This is a genomic window from Williamsia sp. Y712 (assembly GCF_059445525.1).
The window spans coordinates 2,506,929-2,523,613 of record NZ_JCAIUN010000001.1 but is presented as its reverse complement, the minus strand read 5'-3'; the positions used below and the strand labels follow the sequence as shown (position 1 = coordinate 2,523,613).

Annotated in this window: 16 protein-coding genes and 1 pseudogene; 10 read left to right on the top strand and 7 right to left on the bottom strand. The window is 62.4% G+C overall.

All coding sequences use genetic code 11. The annotated features are described in order from the left end of the window. Window positions 1–5: 5 nt before the first annotated feature. From AC1D75_RS11520 to AC1D75_RS11505, 4 genes are all read right to left on the bottom strand, one after another. Window positions 6–887 (bottom strand): AAA family ATPase, encoded by an 882-nt coding sequence (locus tag AC1D75_RS11520; RefSeq protein WP_495515339.1) that lies wholly within the window; start codon window positions 885–887, stop codon window positions 6–8. A gap of 58 nt (window positions 888–945) precedes the next feature. Further along, window positions 946–2,211, bottom strand: coding sequence for a glutamate-5-semialdehyde dehydrogenase (locus AC1D75_RS11515; protein ID WP_495515338.1), 1,266 nt, complete (start codon window positions 2,209–2,211; stop codon window positions 946–948). A gap of 71 nt (window positions 2,212–2,282) precedes the next feature. Then, on the bottom strand, window positions 2,283–3,062 hold the full coding sequence (locus AC1D75_RS11510) for a crotonase/enoyl-CoA hydratase family protein (protein WP_495515337.1): 780 nt from the start codon (window positions 3,060–3,062) through the stop codon (window positions 2,283–2,285). Between the two features lie 44 nt (window positions 3,063–3,106). Then, the gene (locus tag AC1D75_RS11505; RefSeq protein ID WP_495515336.1) at window positions 3,107–3,601 is read right to left on the bottom strand and encodes an urease accessory protein UreE; all 495 of its coding nucleotides are present in this window, start codon (window positions 3,599–3,601) and stop codon (window positions 3,107–3,109) included. Window positions 3,602–3,920: 319 nt separating this feature from the next. Between AC1D75_RS11505 and AC1D75_RS11500 the strand changes: the two genes are divergently transcribed. The 10 genes and pseudogenes from AC1D75_RS11500 to AC1D75_RS11455 all read left to right on the top strand — a co-directional run bounded on the left by AC1D75_RS11500 (window position 3,921) and on the right by AC1D75_RS11455 (window position 14,690). Next, on the top strand, window positions 3,921–4,964 hold the full coding sequence (locus tag AC1D75_RS11500; RefSeq protein ID WP_495516054.1) for a Dyp-type peroxidase: 1,044 nt from the start codon (window positions 3,921–3,923) through the stop codon (window positions 4,962–4,964). After that, on the top strand, window positions 4,961–5,767 hold the full coding sequence (locus tag AC1D75_RS11495) for a family 1 encapsulin nanocompartment shell protein (protein ID WP_482143880.1): 807 nt from the start codon (window positions 4,961–4,963) through the stop codon (window positions 5,765–5,767). Before AC1D75_RS11500 ends, AC1D75_RS11495 begins: the two co-directional genes overlap by 4 nt. Window positions 5,768–6,216: 449 nt before the next feature. Next, window positions 6,217–7,518: an acyl-CoA dehydrogenase family protein gene (locus AC1D75_RS11490; RefSeq protein ID WP_495513386.1), complete on the top strand. Its 1,302-nt coding sequence runs from the start codon at window positions 6,217–6,219 to the stop codon at window positions 7,516–7,518. After that, on the top strand, window positions 7,518–8,531 hold the full coding sequence (locus tag AC1D75_RS11485) for a phosphotransferase family protein (RefSeq protein ID WP_495515335.1): 1,014 nt from the start codon (window positions 7,518–7,520) through the stop codon (window positions 8,529–8,531). Before AC1D75_RS11490 ends, AC1D75_RS11485 begins: the two co-directional genes overlap by 1 nt. Then, window positions 8,528–9,304: an enoyl-CoA hydratase-related protein gene (locus AC1D75_RS11480; RefSeq protein WP_495515334.1), complete on the top strand. Its 777-nt coding sequence runs from the start codon at window positions 8,528–8,530 to the stop codon at window positions 9,302–9,304. Before AC1D75_RS11485 ends, AC1D75_RS11480 begins: the two co-directional genes overlap by 4 nt. 510 nt (window positions 9,305–9,814) lie before the next feature. Further along, window positions 9,815–9,994: pseudogene (locus AC1D75_RS11475) on the top strand (ferredoxin); the annotation flags it as partial. A 65-nt stretch (window positions 9,995–10,059) separates the two neighbouring features. Continuing rightward, window positions 10,060–11,409, top strand: a complete 1,350-nt coding sequence (locus tag AC1D75_RS11470; protein WP_482135037.1) for a cytochrome P450 — start codon at window positions 10,060–10,062, stop codon at window positions 11,407–11,409. A gap of 82 nt (window positions 11,410–11,491) precedes the next feature. Continuing rightward, on the top strand, window positions 11,492–12,760 hold the full coding sequence (locus AC1D75_RS11465; protein WP_495515333.1) for an amidohydrolase family protein: 1,269 nt from the start codon (window positions 11,492–11,494) through the stop codon (window positions 12,758–12,760). Window positions 12,761–12,825: 65 nt separating this feature from the next. After that, entirely contained in the window at window positions 12,826–13,800 is a 975-nt protein-coding gene (locus tag AC1D75_RS11460; RefSeq protein WP_495515332.1) for an NADPH:quinone oxidoreductase family protein, read from the top strand. A gap of 107 nt (window positions 13,801–13,907) precedes the next feature. After that, window positions 13,908–14,690 carry an enoyl-CoA hydratase/isomerase family protein gene (locus tag AC1D75_RS11455; protein ID WP_482135040.1) on the top strand — a complete coding sequence of 261 codons (783 nt, stop codon included), beginning with the start codon at window positions 13,908–13,910 and terminating at the stop codon, window positions 14,688–14,690. A 67-nt stretch (window positions 14,691–14,757) separates the two neighbouring features. On the opposite strand, the gene AC1D75_RS11450 is transcribed toward AC1D75_RS11455, so the two are convergent. The 3 genes from AC1D75_RS11450 to AC1D75_RS11440 form a co-directional block, all read right to left on the bottom strand. Then, window positions 14,758–15,033: a hypothetical protein gene (locus AC1D75_RS11450; protein WP_482135041.1), complete on the bottom strand. Its 276-nt coding sequence runs from the start codon at window positions 15,031–15,033 to the stop codon at window positions 14,758–14,760. Between the two features lie 88 nt (window positions 15,034–15,121). After that, window positions 15,122–15,883 carry an SDR family oxidoreductase gene (locus AC1D75_RS11445; protein WP_482135042.1) on the bottom strand — a complete coding sequence of 254 codons (762 nt, stop codon included), beginning with the start codon at window positions 15,881–15,883 and terminating at the stop codon, window positions 15,122–15,124. A 14-nt stretch (window positions 15,884–15,897) separates the two neighbouring features. Beyond that, window positions 15,898–16,656 (bottom strand): SDR family NAD(P)-dependent oxidoreductase, encoded by a 759-nt coding sequence (locus AC1D75_RS11440; RefSeq protein ID WP_482137213.1) that lies wholly within the window; start codon window positions 16,654–16,656, stop codon window positions 15,898–15,900. Window positions 16,657–16,685 lie beyond the last annotated feature (29 nt).

The following is a 16,685-nucleotide window of genomic DNA, read 5'->3' as shown; positions in this document are numbered from 1 at the left end:
CGTGCTCAGCTCAGCTTCAGTTCCTTGAGGGCCGTGGCCACGTCCGGACGGTGCTTGAGGACGACGCCCAGGGTCTGGGCGATGAGCGCGTTGTCGATCTCGGTCCCCGGCTTCTCTCCGACACCCAGCGCCAGCAGTGTGTTGGCCCAGTCGATCGTCTCGGCCACCGACGGCTTCTTGCGGATGTCGAGGGTACGCAGGACGCCGATGATGCGGACGAGTTCCTTGGCGACCGACTCGGCGAGCTGCGGCACCCGGCTGGCCAGGATTTCCCGCTCACGCGCCGCGTCGGGGAAATCGATGAACAGGAACAGGCAGCGACGCTTGAGGGCCTCGGACAGCTCGCGGGTCGCATTGGAGGTCAACAGCACGATCGGTCGTCGGGCGGCGGTGACCGTGCCCATCTCGGGGATCGTGATCGCGAAATCGCTGAGGACCTCGAGGAGCAGGCCTTCGATGTCGACGTCGGCCTTGTCGACCTCGTCGATGAGCAGCACGGTCCGTCCGGGCGCGGTGATCGCCTTGAGCAGCGGACGCGCCAGCAGGAACTCTTCGGAGAAGATGTCTGCCTTGGTCTCGTCCCAGCCACGCTGACCGGTCGCCTGGATCGCCAGGATCTGCTTGGCGTGGTTCCACTCGTAGAGCGCGCGGGCCTCGTCGATGCCCTCATAGCACTGCAGTCGCACCAGATCGGCGCCCGTGGATTGCGAGATCGCCCGCGCCAACTCTGTTTTGCCGACACCGGCGGGGCCTTCGACGAGTAGTGGTTTACCCAGCCGGTCGGCCAGGAACACCGACGTCGAGGTTGCCTCGTCGGCCAGGTACCCAACGCCGGCAAGCGTCTCGCGTACGCCGGGCACGTCGGTGAAACTGGGCTCTACGGCCATCGTTTTTGCTCCTGGGTATGTGGTTGGACGGGCAGCGGGATCAGGCCCGGAGCTCGGGCTAGCGTGGCCGGGTCTGGCCGTTGCCCCAGGCGATCCACTTGGTGGACGTCAGTTCTGGGAGCCCCATCGGGCCACGGGCGTGCAGCTTCTGGGTGGAGATGCCGATCTCGGCACCGAATCCGAACTGCTCACCATCGGTGAACGCGGTGGAGGCATTCACCATGACAGCTGCGGCATCGACGCGCTGGGTGAACTCGGTGGCCGCAGCCAGGTCGGCGGTCACGATCGCCTCGGTGTGGCTGGTGCCGTACCGGTCGATGTGGTCGACGGCCTCGTCGATATCCGCGACGATCTTCACGGCGATGTCGAGCGTCAGGTACTCATCGGCCCAATCGGTTTCGGTGGCCGGGACCATGCCCGGTTCGTCGCCGTGGATGATCACCCCGGCGCTCTGCAACGCCTGTGTCAGGCGAGGCAACGCGGTTCCGGCGATGGCCTGGTCGATGAGGACGGTCTCGGCGGTGTTGCAGACGCTGGGCCGGCGGGTCTTGGAGTTGAGGACCAGATCCTCGGCCATGTCGAGATCGGCTGCCGAGTGAATGTAGATGTGGCAGTTACCGGTTCCGGTTTCGATGGTCGGCACCGTCGCGTTCTCCACCACTGCCTTGATCAATCCGGCCCCGCCGCGCGGGATCACCACGTCGACGAGCCCGCGGGCGCGGATGAGGTGGGTGACGCTGGACCGGTCTTCCGACGGCAACAATTGCACCGCATCGGCAGGCAGCCCGGCGGCAGTCAGGGTGTCGCGCAAGATCCGGACGAGTTCGGCGTTGGAACTGGCCGCCGACGACGAGCCACGCAGCAGCGCCACATTGCCCGACTTGAGCGCGATGCCGAACGCGTCGACTGTGACGTTGGGACGGGCTTCGTAGACCATGCCCACCACACCGAGCGGCACCCGCACCTGTCGCAACTGCATACCGTTGGGCAAGGTTTTGCCCGCGATCACATCGCCGATCGGATCGGGCAGTCCGGCCACCTGGCGCAGTCCGGTGGCGATGCCGTCGATCCGCTCTGCCGTCAAACGCAGCCGATCGATGAGGCTGGCCTCGGTCCCGGCGGCCTGCGCCCGTGCGACGTCTTCGGCGTTGGCGGCCAGAATCGAATCGGCCTGCGTCAGCAATGCCTCGGCGGCGTCGTGCAGAACTCTGTTCTTCTGATCGGTGGTCAGGCCCGCGAGCACGCGCGATGCGGCTTTTGCGGCGGTCGCCTGGCCGCGCACGATCTGTTCGATGTCGGCCGGAGTCGTGGTGGTGGCACTCATTTATCCAGAATAGGTGGTGATGAGATCGACGTTCTCGCCGACCGACACCTCACCGGCTTCAATCTTTGTCCTCACCCTTCGTCGAACGACCCGTGTCGGCCCGCTCCCCCGGCGAACCGGGTCGCTCCGGCAACGGTGTCGGTCGATAGTGAGGTCAGGCCATGGTCGTATTCGTTGAGGATGGCGTCTTCCTCGGTGAGCCCTTCCTGTTCGAGCAACGAGAGCCGGTCTTGGCGCATACAGGTCTGTGGGAACGCGGCCAGTTCGCGGGCTAGTTGCCGGGCCGCCGCCACCGCTTCGCCGACCGGCACCACCCGGTTGACCAGCCCCATCTGACCGGCTTCGCCCGCTGAGACCGGGCGTCCGGTCAAGATCAGGTCCATGGCCCGTGACGTTCCGATCAATTGCGGTAGCCGCACGGTGCCGCCGTCGATGAGCGGTACACCCCAACGACGGCAGAACACTCCGAGAACGGCGTCTTCGTCGGCGACCCGGAGATCGGCCCACAACGCGAGTTCCAAACCGCCTGCCACCGCATGCCCGGCGATGGCCGCGATGACGGGCTTGGACAATCGCATTCGTGTCGGCCCCATCGGACCATCACCCTCGGCCTCGATCCGGTTCACGTTGCGCCCGGATGCCACGGCTTTGAGATCGGCACCGGCGCAGAATGTTCCGCCTTCACCGTGCAACACCGCCACTGACGCTGCGGGATCGGTGTCGAACTCCCGGAAGGCGTCGGCCAGGGCCTGCGCTGTCACGCCGTCAACGGCGTTACGAACCTCTGGCCGGTTGATGCTGATCACGGTGACCGGACCGTCACGATCCACCTTCACCGGCGTGGATGTCATCTGCGGCCACCTCCCGAGGTCGGGTCACCCCCGAACCTAGTCGGTTACGCGGTCGGCGAAAAGACCTCTGCCACCAATCCTGCGGGCCGGTCGGGTTGCCATAACTGCAGTGGCATCTCACAGGGCACGGCCAGCACATCACCGGGCGAGATATCCGCCGGGCGCGGCACGGTGAGCGCGCATTCTCGCCCCTTCGGACCGATGTCGGTCGACTCCACTCGCGCAGTCGAGACCCGGCCGATCAATCGGGCCTCGGACCAGACCAGCTGCACTCGCTCGGCATCGAAATCGACGCAGATCATCCGCCTGCGTGGACCGATGGTGCGGGCTTCCACGACGCGCATCATCACCACACCTCGCCCCGGCGTTCGGCTCGGATAGACCGCGGGCATTCCCGACAATTCGACTAGATGCGTCATCGACAGACCGTCGACGAGAACGTCCGTCACGGTGGTGGTTGTGTGGTCGGGCCACAACGAACTGTTGATCGGGTCCGGGATGCTCGCGCGCAGGGTCGGCAAGATCGACGTGAGTGTCACAGACCCACCCGCTGGAGTGGTTCGGGATCGAATACTGCACTGGGACGCGGCTTTTGATGTGGTCTCACGTCTTACGTTCTACCCATCGGCCCGGGGCTTGAACACATCACGCGTCAAGTTCTAACGACATTTTTGCGCGCTATCCGCACATGGGACATTCGACTCATGTGTTCGGGGCGAAAGTCTGCGCACAATTGTCGGGTGGGGTGTCAACGCACCCAACGGCTCCGAGAAACGCTAACGTAATTCGAATAGGTCCATCAGCAGGCGGAAGGCAACGATCATCATCGGTTCTGAAGGCCCGACACCGCAACCCATTCTGGCGCGGCTACCGGAAGCCGCGATCTTCCTGGTTGCCACTGTCAACGAGGGCGCCGAAGCAGAGGTCTGGGATTTCCTTTCCGGTGTCACCGGGCTCATCCGATCGGTCGCCACACGAGTTCCCGATTCCCGGCTGCTGTGTGTGGTCGGCATCGGGTCAGACGTCTGGGACCGGCTGTTCACCGGTCCCCGGCCGGCCGGCCTTGCCCCCTTCATCCCGTTGCAAGGCGCGGTGCATGCGGCACCGGCAACAGACGGTGACCTGCTCTTCCACATCCGCGCCAGGACCATGGACGCCTGCTTTGAGATAGCCAAGCAGATCACCTTTGCCCTCAAAGGCGCCGTGACCGTGGTCGACGAAGTCCACGGATTCCGGTTGTTCGACATGCGCTCGATGGTCGAGTTCGTCGACGGCACCGAGAATCCTGATGGTCCGGCAGCCGAACGGGCAGTGATCGTCGACGCCGACGACGACCCTGACTTTGCCGGTGGCAGTTATGTCTTGATCCAGAAGTATCTGCACGACATGGCTGCCTGGAAGGCGACGAGCACCGACGAGCAGGAACGGGTCTTCGGCCGGACCAAGTGGGACAACATCGAAATGGACGACGACACCAAACCGTCCAACTCGCATACCGCGCTGACAGTCATCGAAAACGAAGACGGTGAGCAGGTGCAGATCATGCGCGACAACATGCCGTTCGGCAGGGTTGGCCAAGACGAGTTCGGAACGTACTTCCTCGGTTACTCGGCAGGCCCTGAGGTGACGGACGAAATGCTCCGAAACATGTTCATCGGTAAACCCGAGGGCAATTACGACCGGCTACTCGACTTCTCCACCGCCGTCACCGGTAGTCGCTACTTTGCGCCCACCATCGAATTTCTCGACGATCCGCCCGAGCTCCCGACCGGTGGATCCGAAACGGCTGAAGACGACACGAACGATCCCGAAACCATCACCACCGACACGGTCCCCGACTTGGGGTCGCTTCGAATCGGCGACCTCTCCCGGCGCCGGCAGTTGACCACGGAGGAAAAATGAACAACCTGCACCGCGAACTCGCGCCGATCTCTGCTGCGGCCTGGAAAGAGATCGAGGAGGAGGCGACCCGAACCTTCAAGCGCAACAGTGCCGGTCGTCGACTCGTCGACGTCAACGGTCCGCATGGGTTGGAACTCGCCGCGGTCACCACCGGACGTCGCCTTCCCATCGACGCACCGCGCGCTGGTATCGAAGCCAGTGCCCGCACGTCGCAGTCGATCATCGAATTGAAGGTTCCGTTCACGGTCAGCCGCCAGGCAGTCGACGACGTCGACCGCGGTGCGCAGGACTCCGATTGGGATCCGGTCATCGAGGCGGCGCGCAGCCTTGCCCAGGCCGAGGACCGCGCCATCTTCGAAGGCTATTCCGCCGCAGGCATCGCGGGCATCCGCAGCCAGGCCCCGGGCGATCCGATCAAGCTTCCCAGCGATGTTCGCGAATACCCCGAGGCGATCAGCCAGGCGTTGAGCCGGCTCCGCCTGTCGTCGGTGAGCGGTCCGTACTCGTTGGCACTGAGCGCCGACGTGTGGTTGAAGGTCAACGAGACCTCCAATCATGGCTACCCGATCATCCAGCATCTGCAGCGCGTGATCGATGGCGACATCATCTGGGCCCCTGCCATTGATGAGGCGTTCCTGCTGAGCACCCGTGGCGGCGACTTCGATCTCACCATCGGACAAGACGTTTCGATCGGCTACGACTCCCACGATGCGAACGGAATCAACCTGTACTTCCAGGAGTCCTTCACCTTCCTCGTCTACACCGGTGAGGCAGCGGTTCCGTTTGTGACCACCGGTATCTGAACGGCTCCAACTCGGGCCGGCGCCGCTTCTTCGACCCGCGGCGTCGGCCGAGGTCGGTGTTGAACACCCATCGCCTCCACAGGTCTAGATCTCTGACGATTTCGGCGATCCATAATCCCTGAAATCGGTCCTCTCAAGCGGTTTCAAGATCACATTCTTGCGCCCCCATCGCTGCGTGCACGCCACTGTCCGACCACGCCGATACCGCGCAGAAACCGTGACCGCCTCAACGAGGCTCCGCGACTCGGCTCGGCTCGGCGCACGAACTTCACGTGAACGCTGCCGACCCCTTGCGAACACACAAATCACAGCAGACCGCCTGGTCCAGACCTTGCCGGTCGCTCCCGCGTGCCCATTTTCTCAATCACCAACGGAACACTCTTCCCAACTATAAGAATTGCATTCCGAACGAGCAGAATGCTATTCTCGCACGGAACGAGGAGGCCTCCATGGCATGGGATTTTGAGACCGACCCGCAGTACCAGGCGAAACTGGACTGGGCCGATGAATTTGTCCGCGAAGAAGTCGAACCACTCGATCACGCGTGGCCACATATGCAGTTCGTCCCGCTCGACGGGGGACGTCGCAAGGCGATCGACCCTCTCAAGCAGCAGGTTCGTGATCAGGGTTTGTGGGCGACCCACCTCGGCCCAGACCTCGGCGGTCAGGGCTACGGCCAGCTCCAGCTGGCCCTGCTCAACGAGATCCTCGGCCGCTCCTCGTGGGCGCCGATCGTCTTCGGCTGCCAGGCCCCCGACACGGGCAACGCCGAGATCATCGCCCACTACGGCACGCCGGACCAGAAGAAGCAGTACCTGCAGCCACTGCTCGACGGCGAATGTTTCTCGAGCTACTCGATGACCGAGCCGCAGGCCGGCGCCGATCCGACGCAGTTCAAGACCAGCGCGGTCCGCGACGGCGATCACTGGATCATCAACGGCTACAAGTACTTTTCGTCCAACGCCAAGACCGCGTCGTTCCTCATCGTCATGGTTGTCACCAACCCCGACGTGAGCGCGTACAAGGGCATGTCGATGTTTCTGGTCCCCACCGACACCCCGGGCGTGATCATCGAACGCAACGTCGGACTGTTCGGCGAGCCGATGGACGAAGGCACCCACGCCCTGATCCACTACGACAACGTCCGCGTCCCCGACAGCGCACTGCTCGGCGGCGAAGGTCAGGCATTCGCAGTGGCGCAAACCCGCCTCGGCGGTGGCCGGATCCACCACGCCATGCGCACGATCGGGTTGGCGCAGAAGGCAATCGACATGATGTGCGAACGCGTCCTCAGCCGCGAAACCGCGGGCAGCCTTCTGGCCGACAAGCAGTTCATCCAGGGCTACATCGCCGACTCGTACGCCCAGTTGGCACAGTTCCGGCTGTTCGTCCTCAACACGGCCTGGAAGATCGACAAGTACAACGACTACAAGAAGGTCCGCAAAGACATCGCCACCGCCAAGGTGGTCATGCCCACGGTCCTGCACGACATCGCTTGGCGGGCAATGCAAGTACACGGCGCACTGGGTGTGACCAACGAGATGCCGTTCCTGACCATGGTGCACGGCGCCGCGGTGATGGGTCTGGCCGACGGCCCGACCGAGGTCCACAAGATGACCGTCGCCAAGCAGGTATTGCGCGACTACAAGGCCACCGACGATCTGTGGCCCACCGAGTGGATCCCTCGCAAACAAGCTGCAGCCAAAGCCAAATACGCCGAATTTCTCGAACTCGAAGTGGGGAACCTCTGATGGACCTGACTAAGCTCGCGGACTGGATGGACCAGGCCGGACTCGGCAAAGGTGAACCGCTCGAGGCCAAGTTCCTGTCCGGCGGAACGCAGAACGAAATCTACAAGCTCACTCGCGGAGAACATGTTTCGGTGATCCGGATGCCGCCGACCGCCGCGCCGGCCGACCGCGATGAGGGCATCATGCGCGAATGGCGCATCATCGAGGCCCTCGAGGGCACCGATGTGCCGCACACCGAAGCGATTGCTGCTTGCTCCGACACCTCGGTCCTGGGGCGCTCGTTCTACCTGATGGGCTACGTCGACGGCTGGTCGCCGATGGACAACAAGCAGTGGAAGGAACCGTTCACCTCCGACCTCGAATTGCGAAAAGGCCTGGCATATCAGCTGGCCGAGGGTATCGCGCTGCTGTCGAAGGTCGATTGGAAGGCTCAGGGCCTCGGCGATCTGGGCCGGCCCGACGGCTTCCATGAGCGCCAGGTGTCTCGGTGGACCCGGTTCTTCGATCGGATCAAGGGCCGTGAACTCGAGGGTATGAGCGAGGCCACCGCCTGGCTGAACGCTCACAAGCCGATCGACTTCATCCCCGGAATCATGCACGGCGACTACCAGTTCGCCAATGTCATGTTCAAGGAAGGCGCCCCGGCCCAGCTCGCCGCTATCGTCGACTGGGAGATGGGTACCGTCGGCGACCCGAAGCTGGACCTGGCCTGGATGGTTCAGGGCTGGCCCGAGGACACCAACGCACCCGAGGCATCGAAGGCGAGCTATGTCGACCTGTCCGGGATGCCCTCGCGCGATGAGATAGTCAACCACTACTCCAAGGTGTCGGGCCGCCAGGTCGACGATCTGGACTACTACCTGGTGCTGGCCAAGTGGAAACTCGCCATCATCCTCGAGCAGGGTTTCCAGCGTGCCGGTGACGACATCAAGTTGCAGGCCTACGGCCCGGTCATCACCAAGCTGATGCGGGAAGCAGCCGAGTTCGCAGCATCGAGCGACTACAAGTCATGATCACCAGGACCGGGACAAGCGCTGACGAACTCATCACAGAGCGGCGCGGGGCTGTCCTGGTCCTGCGTCTGAACCGACCTGAGGCCCGAAATGCGATGACCGGCAGCCTGCTTCGCGGTATCGGCAGCGCCGCGCTCGAGGCAGAAGCCGACCCGGAGATCCGCGCCATCGTCCTGACCGGGACCGGCGACCGCGCCTTCTGTGCCGGAATGGACCTCCGCGACTTCGCCGACGGTGGCAACTTCACCTCCGAAGGCTTCACCCGCCTCGCTGCCGGCGGCCTTTCCGTGCCGGTGATCGGTGCCGCCAACGGCACCGCCATCGGCGGTGGCCTCGAACTGCTCCTCGGCTGCGACATCATCGTCGCGTCGTCCACAGCCGAGTTCGGGCTACCCGAGATCAAGCGCGGCCTCTTCCCCGCCGGCGGCGGGACCTCCCTCGGAACCCGCATCCCGCTGGGTATCGCCTTCGAGATGACAATGACCGGCGACTATTTCACCGCCGACCGGGCATACCAGATCGGCCTGGTCAATGCCGTCGCCGCACCGGAAGACGTGCTGGACAACGCCATTGCCTACGCAGAACGCGTCGCGGCCAACGCTCCTCTGGGCCTGGCAGCCTGCAAAGAGCTCGTCCGACTCTCGGTCACCGACGCCGCAGCCGCCGAAAAGCGGCTCGCCCAGCAGCGCGAGATCGTCTTCCGCAGCAACGACGCCAAAGAAGGCGCCCTGGCATTCATCGAGAAACGCGAACCGAACTGGCAGGGACGGTAGCACTGCGATGTGTACCGGCGTGCCCGGATAGGAACCGGCAAACAACGAACGCACCTGAGTACATGCGTCCCGTTCCCCGTGCTCCAGACAACATTTGATGACACGCAACGGGTCCGGATCAGCCATGCCCTCCCAGGCATCATCATCGCGAAACCATCGCCCGGAAATCCCTCGTCGTTTCACCAACTCTCTTGCGGTAGAGCATCTCTCGCCGAAAACAATTTGGATCGATTTCTCCGGAAACCTTCACATTCCACCCTTCCAGCGGTATGGTCTTCTCCAGATCAGTGATTTGCGTCACGGGTGCCGCGAATCCTGGCGCGTTCCCCGCCATCTGAAGACATCGACCACCATGGTCCGACACAGGTTCCCTGCAAGACTTTTGCACTACAACGTTTTTCGTGTTCAGGCCCGCACCGACAGCGTCTACCGCCAGTCAACCGATGAAACCGAACGGGAATCGTAACGGTCTGAAATCGCACAATGATTCAGCTACGAATTGAGGCAATCGTGAAGGTAAAGGTCGACCCAGAACTATGCCAAGGGCACACGTTGTGCGCGATGGCCGCACCGGACGTGTTCGATCTGAGCGATATCGATGGTCATGCGACGGCAATCGACGGTGATGTTCCTGCCGATCTCGAGGAGAGTGTGCGAGAGGCTGTCCGTTCCTGCCCGGAGCAGGCAATCAGCACCTTTTCGGGCGACCCCCAATCCGCAAACGCCGCCGGCAAGACACCAGAGAGGACAGCGCGATGAGCACCGACAACGTTGCAGCACAGACCAATCGCAGGGCACCGGTATTCCAGTTCGACCGGCACGCAGCGGACTATCGCGACAACTTCTCGAAGATCACCGAGGAGATGCAGTCCAAGTGCCCGATGGCCTGGTCTGACACCTACGACGGCCACTGGGTTGCCGCAGGTGCCGAAGAAGTCTTCACCCTCGCCCGATCGGTCGGATTGTCAAACGACAACGACATCAAGGGAGTCCGCCGCGGATACAAGGGGATCATGATCCCGACTGCGATCAGGTCGGCAGGCCGCATCCGTGGCGGCATCCTGGAAATGGATGATCCCGAACATCGCGAATTTCGCGCGATCCTCAACCCCTATCTGTCGCCCGCTGCCATCAAGAAGTGGGTCCCGATCATCGATGAGGTGATCCGAGCCAGCATCGACGAGAAGATCGAAACGGGCAGCATCGATTTCATCGATGATCTGGCGAATATCGTTCCGGCAGTCATCACGCTGGCCATGCTGGGCATCCCGGTTGTGAAGTGGACCGCCTACTGCGAACCTGTGCACGCGGCCATGTACACCCCGCCTGATTCGCCCGACATTCAGCGGATCAGTGCCCTGCACCAAGCCATGGGTGCAGACCTCCTGCTCAATCTCCATGAAATCCGGGAGAACCCGCGGCCCGGGCTCGTCGACGCGATTGTCCGCGCCACCATCAACGGCGAGAAGCCGGACGATGCAGAGCTTCTCGGCGTCATCAGTCTGCTCATTGGCGGAGGGTTCGACACGACCACAGCACTGACGTCCCACTCGATTGAATGGTTGTCACAGAATCCCGACCAACGCGAGATCCTCAGCCGGGAGCGGGACACGATGTTGGACTCGGCGACGGAAGAGTTTTTACGCTTCTTCTGTCCGACACCCGGTGACGGCCGCACCTTCTCCGAAGACGGTGAAATCAACGGCATCGAGTTCAAGGAAGGTGAGCGCCTGTTCCTCTCGTGGGCGATGGCCAACCGGGATCCATCGGTCTTCGACGAGCCCAACAAGGTCGATCTCGAACGTACAGCCAACCGGCACTTGAGTTTCGGACTGGGCGTCCACCGCTGCATCGGGTCGAACCTGGCGCGAACCGTGTTCAAGCGCATGCTCGTGGCAGTGCTCGATCGGATGCCGGACTACCACTGCGACCCAGAAGGCGCCGTGCACTACGACTCCATCGGCATGATCCAGGGCATGCGTCAACTCCCGGCCACCTTCACCCCCGGCCCGCGAATCGGCGCCGGACTCGACGAGACGCTGGTGAAAATTCAACGGATCGTCGACGAGCAGGGGCTCGCCGCACCGATCACGGCACAGAAGTAGGACCGACACAGCTCTAAGTCCACCACCTGAATTGACGAGGTTGCCGACATCTCTGCGCAACCATGGAGAGGATCGATCCCCGATGAACATTGACGACATGGTGATGGTCAGCATCGACGACCACGTGGTCGAACCTGCCGACATCTTCGAAAAGCACTTCCCCAAGCACCTCATGGACCAGGCGCCGAAACTGACCGCCAATCCACGGAACCCGCGGGTCCAGGCCTGGCAGTTCCAGGACAAGGTGGTCGGCAGCTCCGGACTCAACGCCGTCATCTCGTGGCCGAAGGGTGAATGGGGCATGGACCCCACCGGGTACGCCGAAATGCGACCGGCCGTCTACGACATGGACCTGCGCGTTCGGGACATGGACGCCAACGGCATCCTCGCCTCCACATTGTTCGCCACCTTCCCCGGCTTCGCCGGCACCCACCTGGCGAGCCTGCCCGACAAGGCCCTGTCGCTGGCGGCCTGCAGGGCGTTCAACGACTGGGTGGTCGGCGAGGTCCCCGACGCCCATCCCGGCCGCTTCATCCCGCTGGGCATCCTCCCCTTCTTCGACATCGACGAGTCGGTCAAAGAGGTCCACCGCCTGGCCGCCATGGGATGCCGGTCGATCAGTATCCCGGAGACGCCCTACGGGTCGGGCTACCCCGACTTCGCGTCCGGCTACTGGGACCCGATCTTCGCCGCATGCGTGGAACACGGAATCGTCCTGAGCCTGCACATCGGTGGCGGCTTCAGCCTGATCCAACGGCCGGAAGGGGCCAACATCGACAGCATGATGGTGTTGACACCGCTGATCTCCACCATCGCCGCAACCGACATAATGCTCAGCGGAGCCTTCCAGAAGTTCCCTGAACTCAAGATTGCCATGAGTGAGGGCGGCATCGGATGGGTCGCACCGTGGCTCGACCGGCTGGAGCGCAATATCGTCAATCAGTCGTGGACCGGATTCACGTTCCTACCCAGGGGTAAAACACCTACCGACGTGTGGCGAGACAACTTCCTCGCCTGCTACATCACCGAGCCCAGTGGTCTCAGCAACCGCAACAAGTTGGGCATCGACACCATCGCCTGGGAGTGCGACTACCCGCACTCGGACTCCACCTGGCCCCGGTCACCGGAGATCCTGAAGGCCGAACTCGACGATTCCGAGTGCTCGGACGACGAGATCAACAAGATCACCCATCAGAATGCCGCGAACTTCTTCGGCTGGGATCCGTTCAAACACATTGCGCGCGAGGACGCCACAGTGGGCGCACTCCGTGCTCGCGCCACCGACGTCGACATCCGCGAGACGTCCAAAGAGGAATACCGCCGCCGCTACGAACTCGCTGCCACGCAGTAGCGGCCACGGCAACAGGCAATTCCCGAACGTCGCGACGCCCCAACCGTCCAGGAAAGTGATTTCATATGCGCGCAGCAATCTGCTCGGACTACGGGACCCCCGAGACCATCACGATCGAAGCACTCCCCTCACCCCCATTGGAGGCAGGGCAGGTACGGATCCGCATCGAGTCCGCAGCCGTCAACTTCTCGGACGTACTACTGGTGGCCAACAAGTATCAGGTCACCGTCCCGACGCCATTCACTCCCGGCAGTGAATTCGCCGGCGTGGTGGCCGAAGTCGCCGACGGAGTCGACTCGGTCGCCGTGGGCGAGCGCGTTGCGGGTACCGGGTTCGTCGGCGCCTTCGCCGAGGAGATCATCATCGCCTCCGACAAGCTCACGCTCCGCCGGATCCCGGACGGTGTAGAGACGCGCGTCGCCGCAGCCTTCGGGGTGGCCCACCGGACGGCGTACCACACGCTCCGATCGGTGGCTCACCTCAAGCCTGGCGACGAATTGATCGTTCTCGGTGCCGGTGGTGGCGTCGGAATCGCAGCCGTTCAGCTCGGCGTTGCACTCGGCGCAACGGTCACCGCAGTCGCGTCGAGCACCCAAAAGCTCGACGTGGCAGCGTCGTACGGCGCAAGCAACCTCATCAACCATCGCACCGACGATCTGCGAACGGCATTGAAGGCTGCGCTCCCCCAAGGTGCCGATATCGTTGCTGATCCGGTGGGTGGCGATCTCTCAGAGCCTGCTCTGCGGGCACTACGCCCGGGCGGTCGCTTCATCACGATAGGGTACGCATCCGGTGTCATTCCGAAGATTCCGCTCAACCTGATATTGGTAAAAGGTGTGCAGGTCAACGGTTTCCAATTCAAAGACATCCCGCCGGAAGAGTTCCGCCGAAATGAGGCCGAGCTCACCGATCTACTCGTCTCCGGGCGTGCGGTCCCGCACATCGGCGCCGAGTTCCCACTCGACAAGACCGCAGACGCTCTCCGGATGGTCGCAGATGGTCAAGCGATTGGAAAAGTGCTCATCGACCTGACTGCCTGACGTCAGTCCACACCAACAACAGTTTCGGGAAGCCCGGGAACGGTGTTCCCGGGCTTCGCCTTTGCGAGATCATCGTTCTCAAAACCAAGAATGGAGTAGGTGTCCCCATGGGAGATGACTTAGGAGCCAACGGTTTACGATTCGAGCGCGACGGTTCCATCGGATGGTGCACCATCGATCGGCCGTCGGCTCGAAACGCATTCACCCCTGCGATGTATTACGGCTTGAAACGAGCGGTTCGCCTCGTCAACTCCGATCGGGACCTGGCCGCGCTGATCATCACCGGAGTCGACGACGTATTTGCACCCGGCGGCGATCTGGGTGGACGCACCGAGCCTGGTGACAACCTGCCGGAGGGCCTTTCGGGCAGCGATGTCGTACCCTTCCTGACCATCCGGGACAGCCGCGCACCAGTGATTTCCGCCGTCAACGGAATCTGTCAGGCCGGCGGACTACTGGTTGCGATGATGTCCGACATCGCCGTCGCCAGCGACCGGGCCACGTTCCGCGTGCCCGAACTGTTGCGCGGAATCCCGGACGCGACCTTCGCCGCCGCTTTGCCCGCACATGTCGGACTCGCGGCAGCACGCGATTTGATATTGTCCGCACGCAAATTCGATGCGGCGGAGGCACTGCGACTCGGGGTGATCTCCAGGGTGGTGCCGCACGAAGACCTGCGGTCGGCCGCACTCCAGGCAGCACGTGAGATATTGCAATCGGCGCCGATCGCACGAGCTCAGGTCAAACGAATGCTCAACGAGCGATACGGGCTGTTCGACTACGAGACGATGTTCGGCGCGCTCGAAACGTCGCAAGAGCCGCGCGAGGGAATGCGAGCATTCATGGAAAAGCGTGATCCGAATTGGATTCCGGCGAACCTGCCGAGCTGACACTAGAAAAACATTCGAGGCCGTCATCCGGAGATGACGGCCTCGAATACTTTTACCCTTTACCCAATCAACGCGGCTTGGAATACTCCGACTTCACAGCCATGATCCGCATTGTCGGGATCGGTCCATAACTCAGCGAATCCGACATGTTCAACTGCTTCGCCGCCGCCGCGAGATGTACATTTTCCTTCGCCTTGTGGGGATCACCCTCGAGTTCGTAGAGCGTCACCGACGGACCGCCGTCTGGATCCGCCGCCACGAGTCGAGTTCCGGCGACAAACCCGTCAAGCGCCACCACCTCCGGTATGTGGACCTCGTCGTACCATTTGTTGAATTCGTCCAATCGATCAGGATGGGAAGGATGTGATTCAACCAGCAAGTAATGCTTCATGCGAATTCCTGACTGTTAGAAGTGTTGTGAAGAAGCGACTTCAGACCCGTACAACCCAGCCGCCGTCAATGTTGAGAGTGTGGCCGGTCACCCAGTCACTGCCCGACGAAACGAGGTACAGCAGACCCGGATTCAGCTCCTCCGGTTCTCCGAAGGGGAACGGAATTGCGTGTTTGACCATTTCCTTGAGCTCCGGGGGCGATGCGATCGAGCCGGCTTCCGTGTTGACCATGCCCGGCGCGATCGCATTCACCCGAATCCCGAACGGCGCCAACTCCCGCGCCAGTGACACCGTCATGCTCACCAACCCCAGCTTGGTAACGCCATATGCCTGTGCGGCCATGAATGCACCACTCGACGACTGGTTCACGATCTTGCCGTAGCCGCGCTCCTTCATGTACGGCACCACTGCACGACTACAAAGGAGCGGACCGGTGAGATTCACTGCGAGAGTGCGGTTCCAGAGTTCGAGATCCATCATGGTGAGGGACCCTTCACCGACCACCTCTGCCATCAACCCCGCATTGTTCACGAGGATGTCGACCGACCCGAAATGATCGGCCGCGGTGGCCGCCATCTCTTTTGTACTGGCTTCGTCGCTCACATCGACACGAACAGGGAGGACGCGATGGCCTGCCGCGGACAGCTTCTCAGCTGCCGCGGTCGCGGCTTCGAGATTCACGTCAGCCAAAACCACGGCTGCACCCGCCTCGGCGAGCCCCTTCGAATACGTACTGCCAATCCCTCCTCCGGCTCCGGTGACGATGGCCACTTTGCCTTGCAACAGCTGATTATCGGTCATTGATTCCTTCTTCATCAGACTTTTCGGGTGACTCCACCGTCGACACGAATGATCGCCCCTGTGGTGAAACTTGATGCAGCACTGGCCAGATGGAGTGCTAGTGGACCGATCTCTTCCGGTCGTCCCATGCGCCGAAGTGGCACGAACGGCGCATCTTCCCCCTCGGCCGGCGCCCAAGACTTGGAGATATCCGTCCGGAAGGGACCGGGCAGAATGGCGTTGACCCGCACTGTCGGCGCAAATGCATCGGCCAATCCAACTGTCAGGGCATTGAGACCGGCCTTGGCACATGCGTAGGGCAACTCCCTGACGCTGGCGACGAGGGATCCGGCAGTACCGATATTGATGATGGAACCGCCGCCGTTCTCGGCCATGTGGGTTCCGGCGCGGACGGCCAATCTGAAGGGCCCCTTCAGATTAACTCCGAGCGTCTTGTCGTACAAGTCCTCGGTGATGTCATCGAGATTCTTGTAGGGCGGTGACATACCGGCGTTGTTCACCAGCACGTCGAGTCTGCCGAAGTGTTCGAGTGTCCGGTCGATCAGACGCTCACAGTCATCCCAATGTCCGACGTGACACGCAATCGGAAGTACCTTGCGCCCAGTCGATGCCATCACTTCGTCGGCGGCGCGCTCGCATGAGTCGAGCTTCCGGGACGCGATCACGACGTCTGCTCCCGCTTCGGCAAGAATTTGGGCAACCGCTCTACCAATGCCACGGGATCCACCCGTGACGATCGCAACTTTTCCGGCCAGGTCGTGGAGATGTTCCAAAGTGTTCACAGAGGTCAATCATGCCCGAT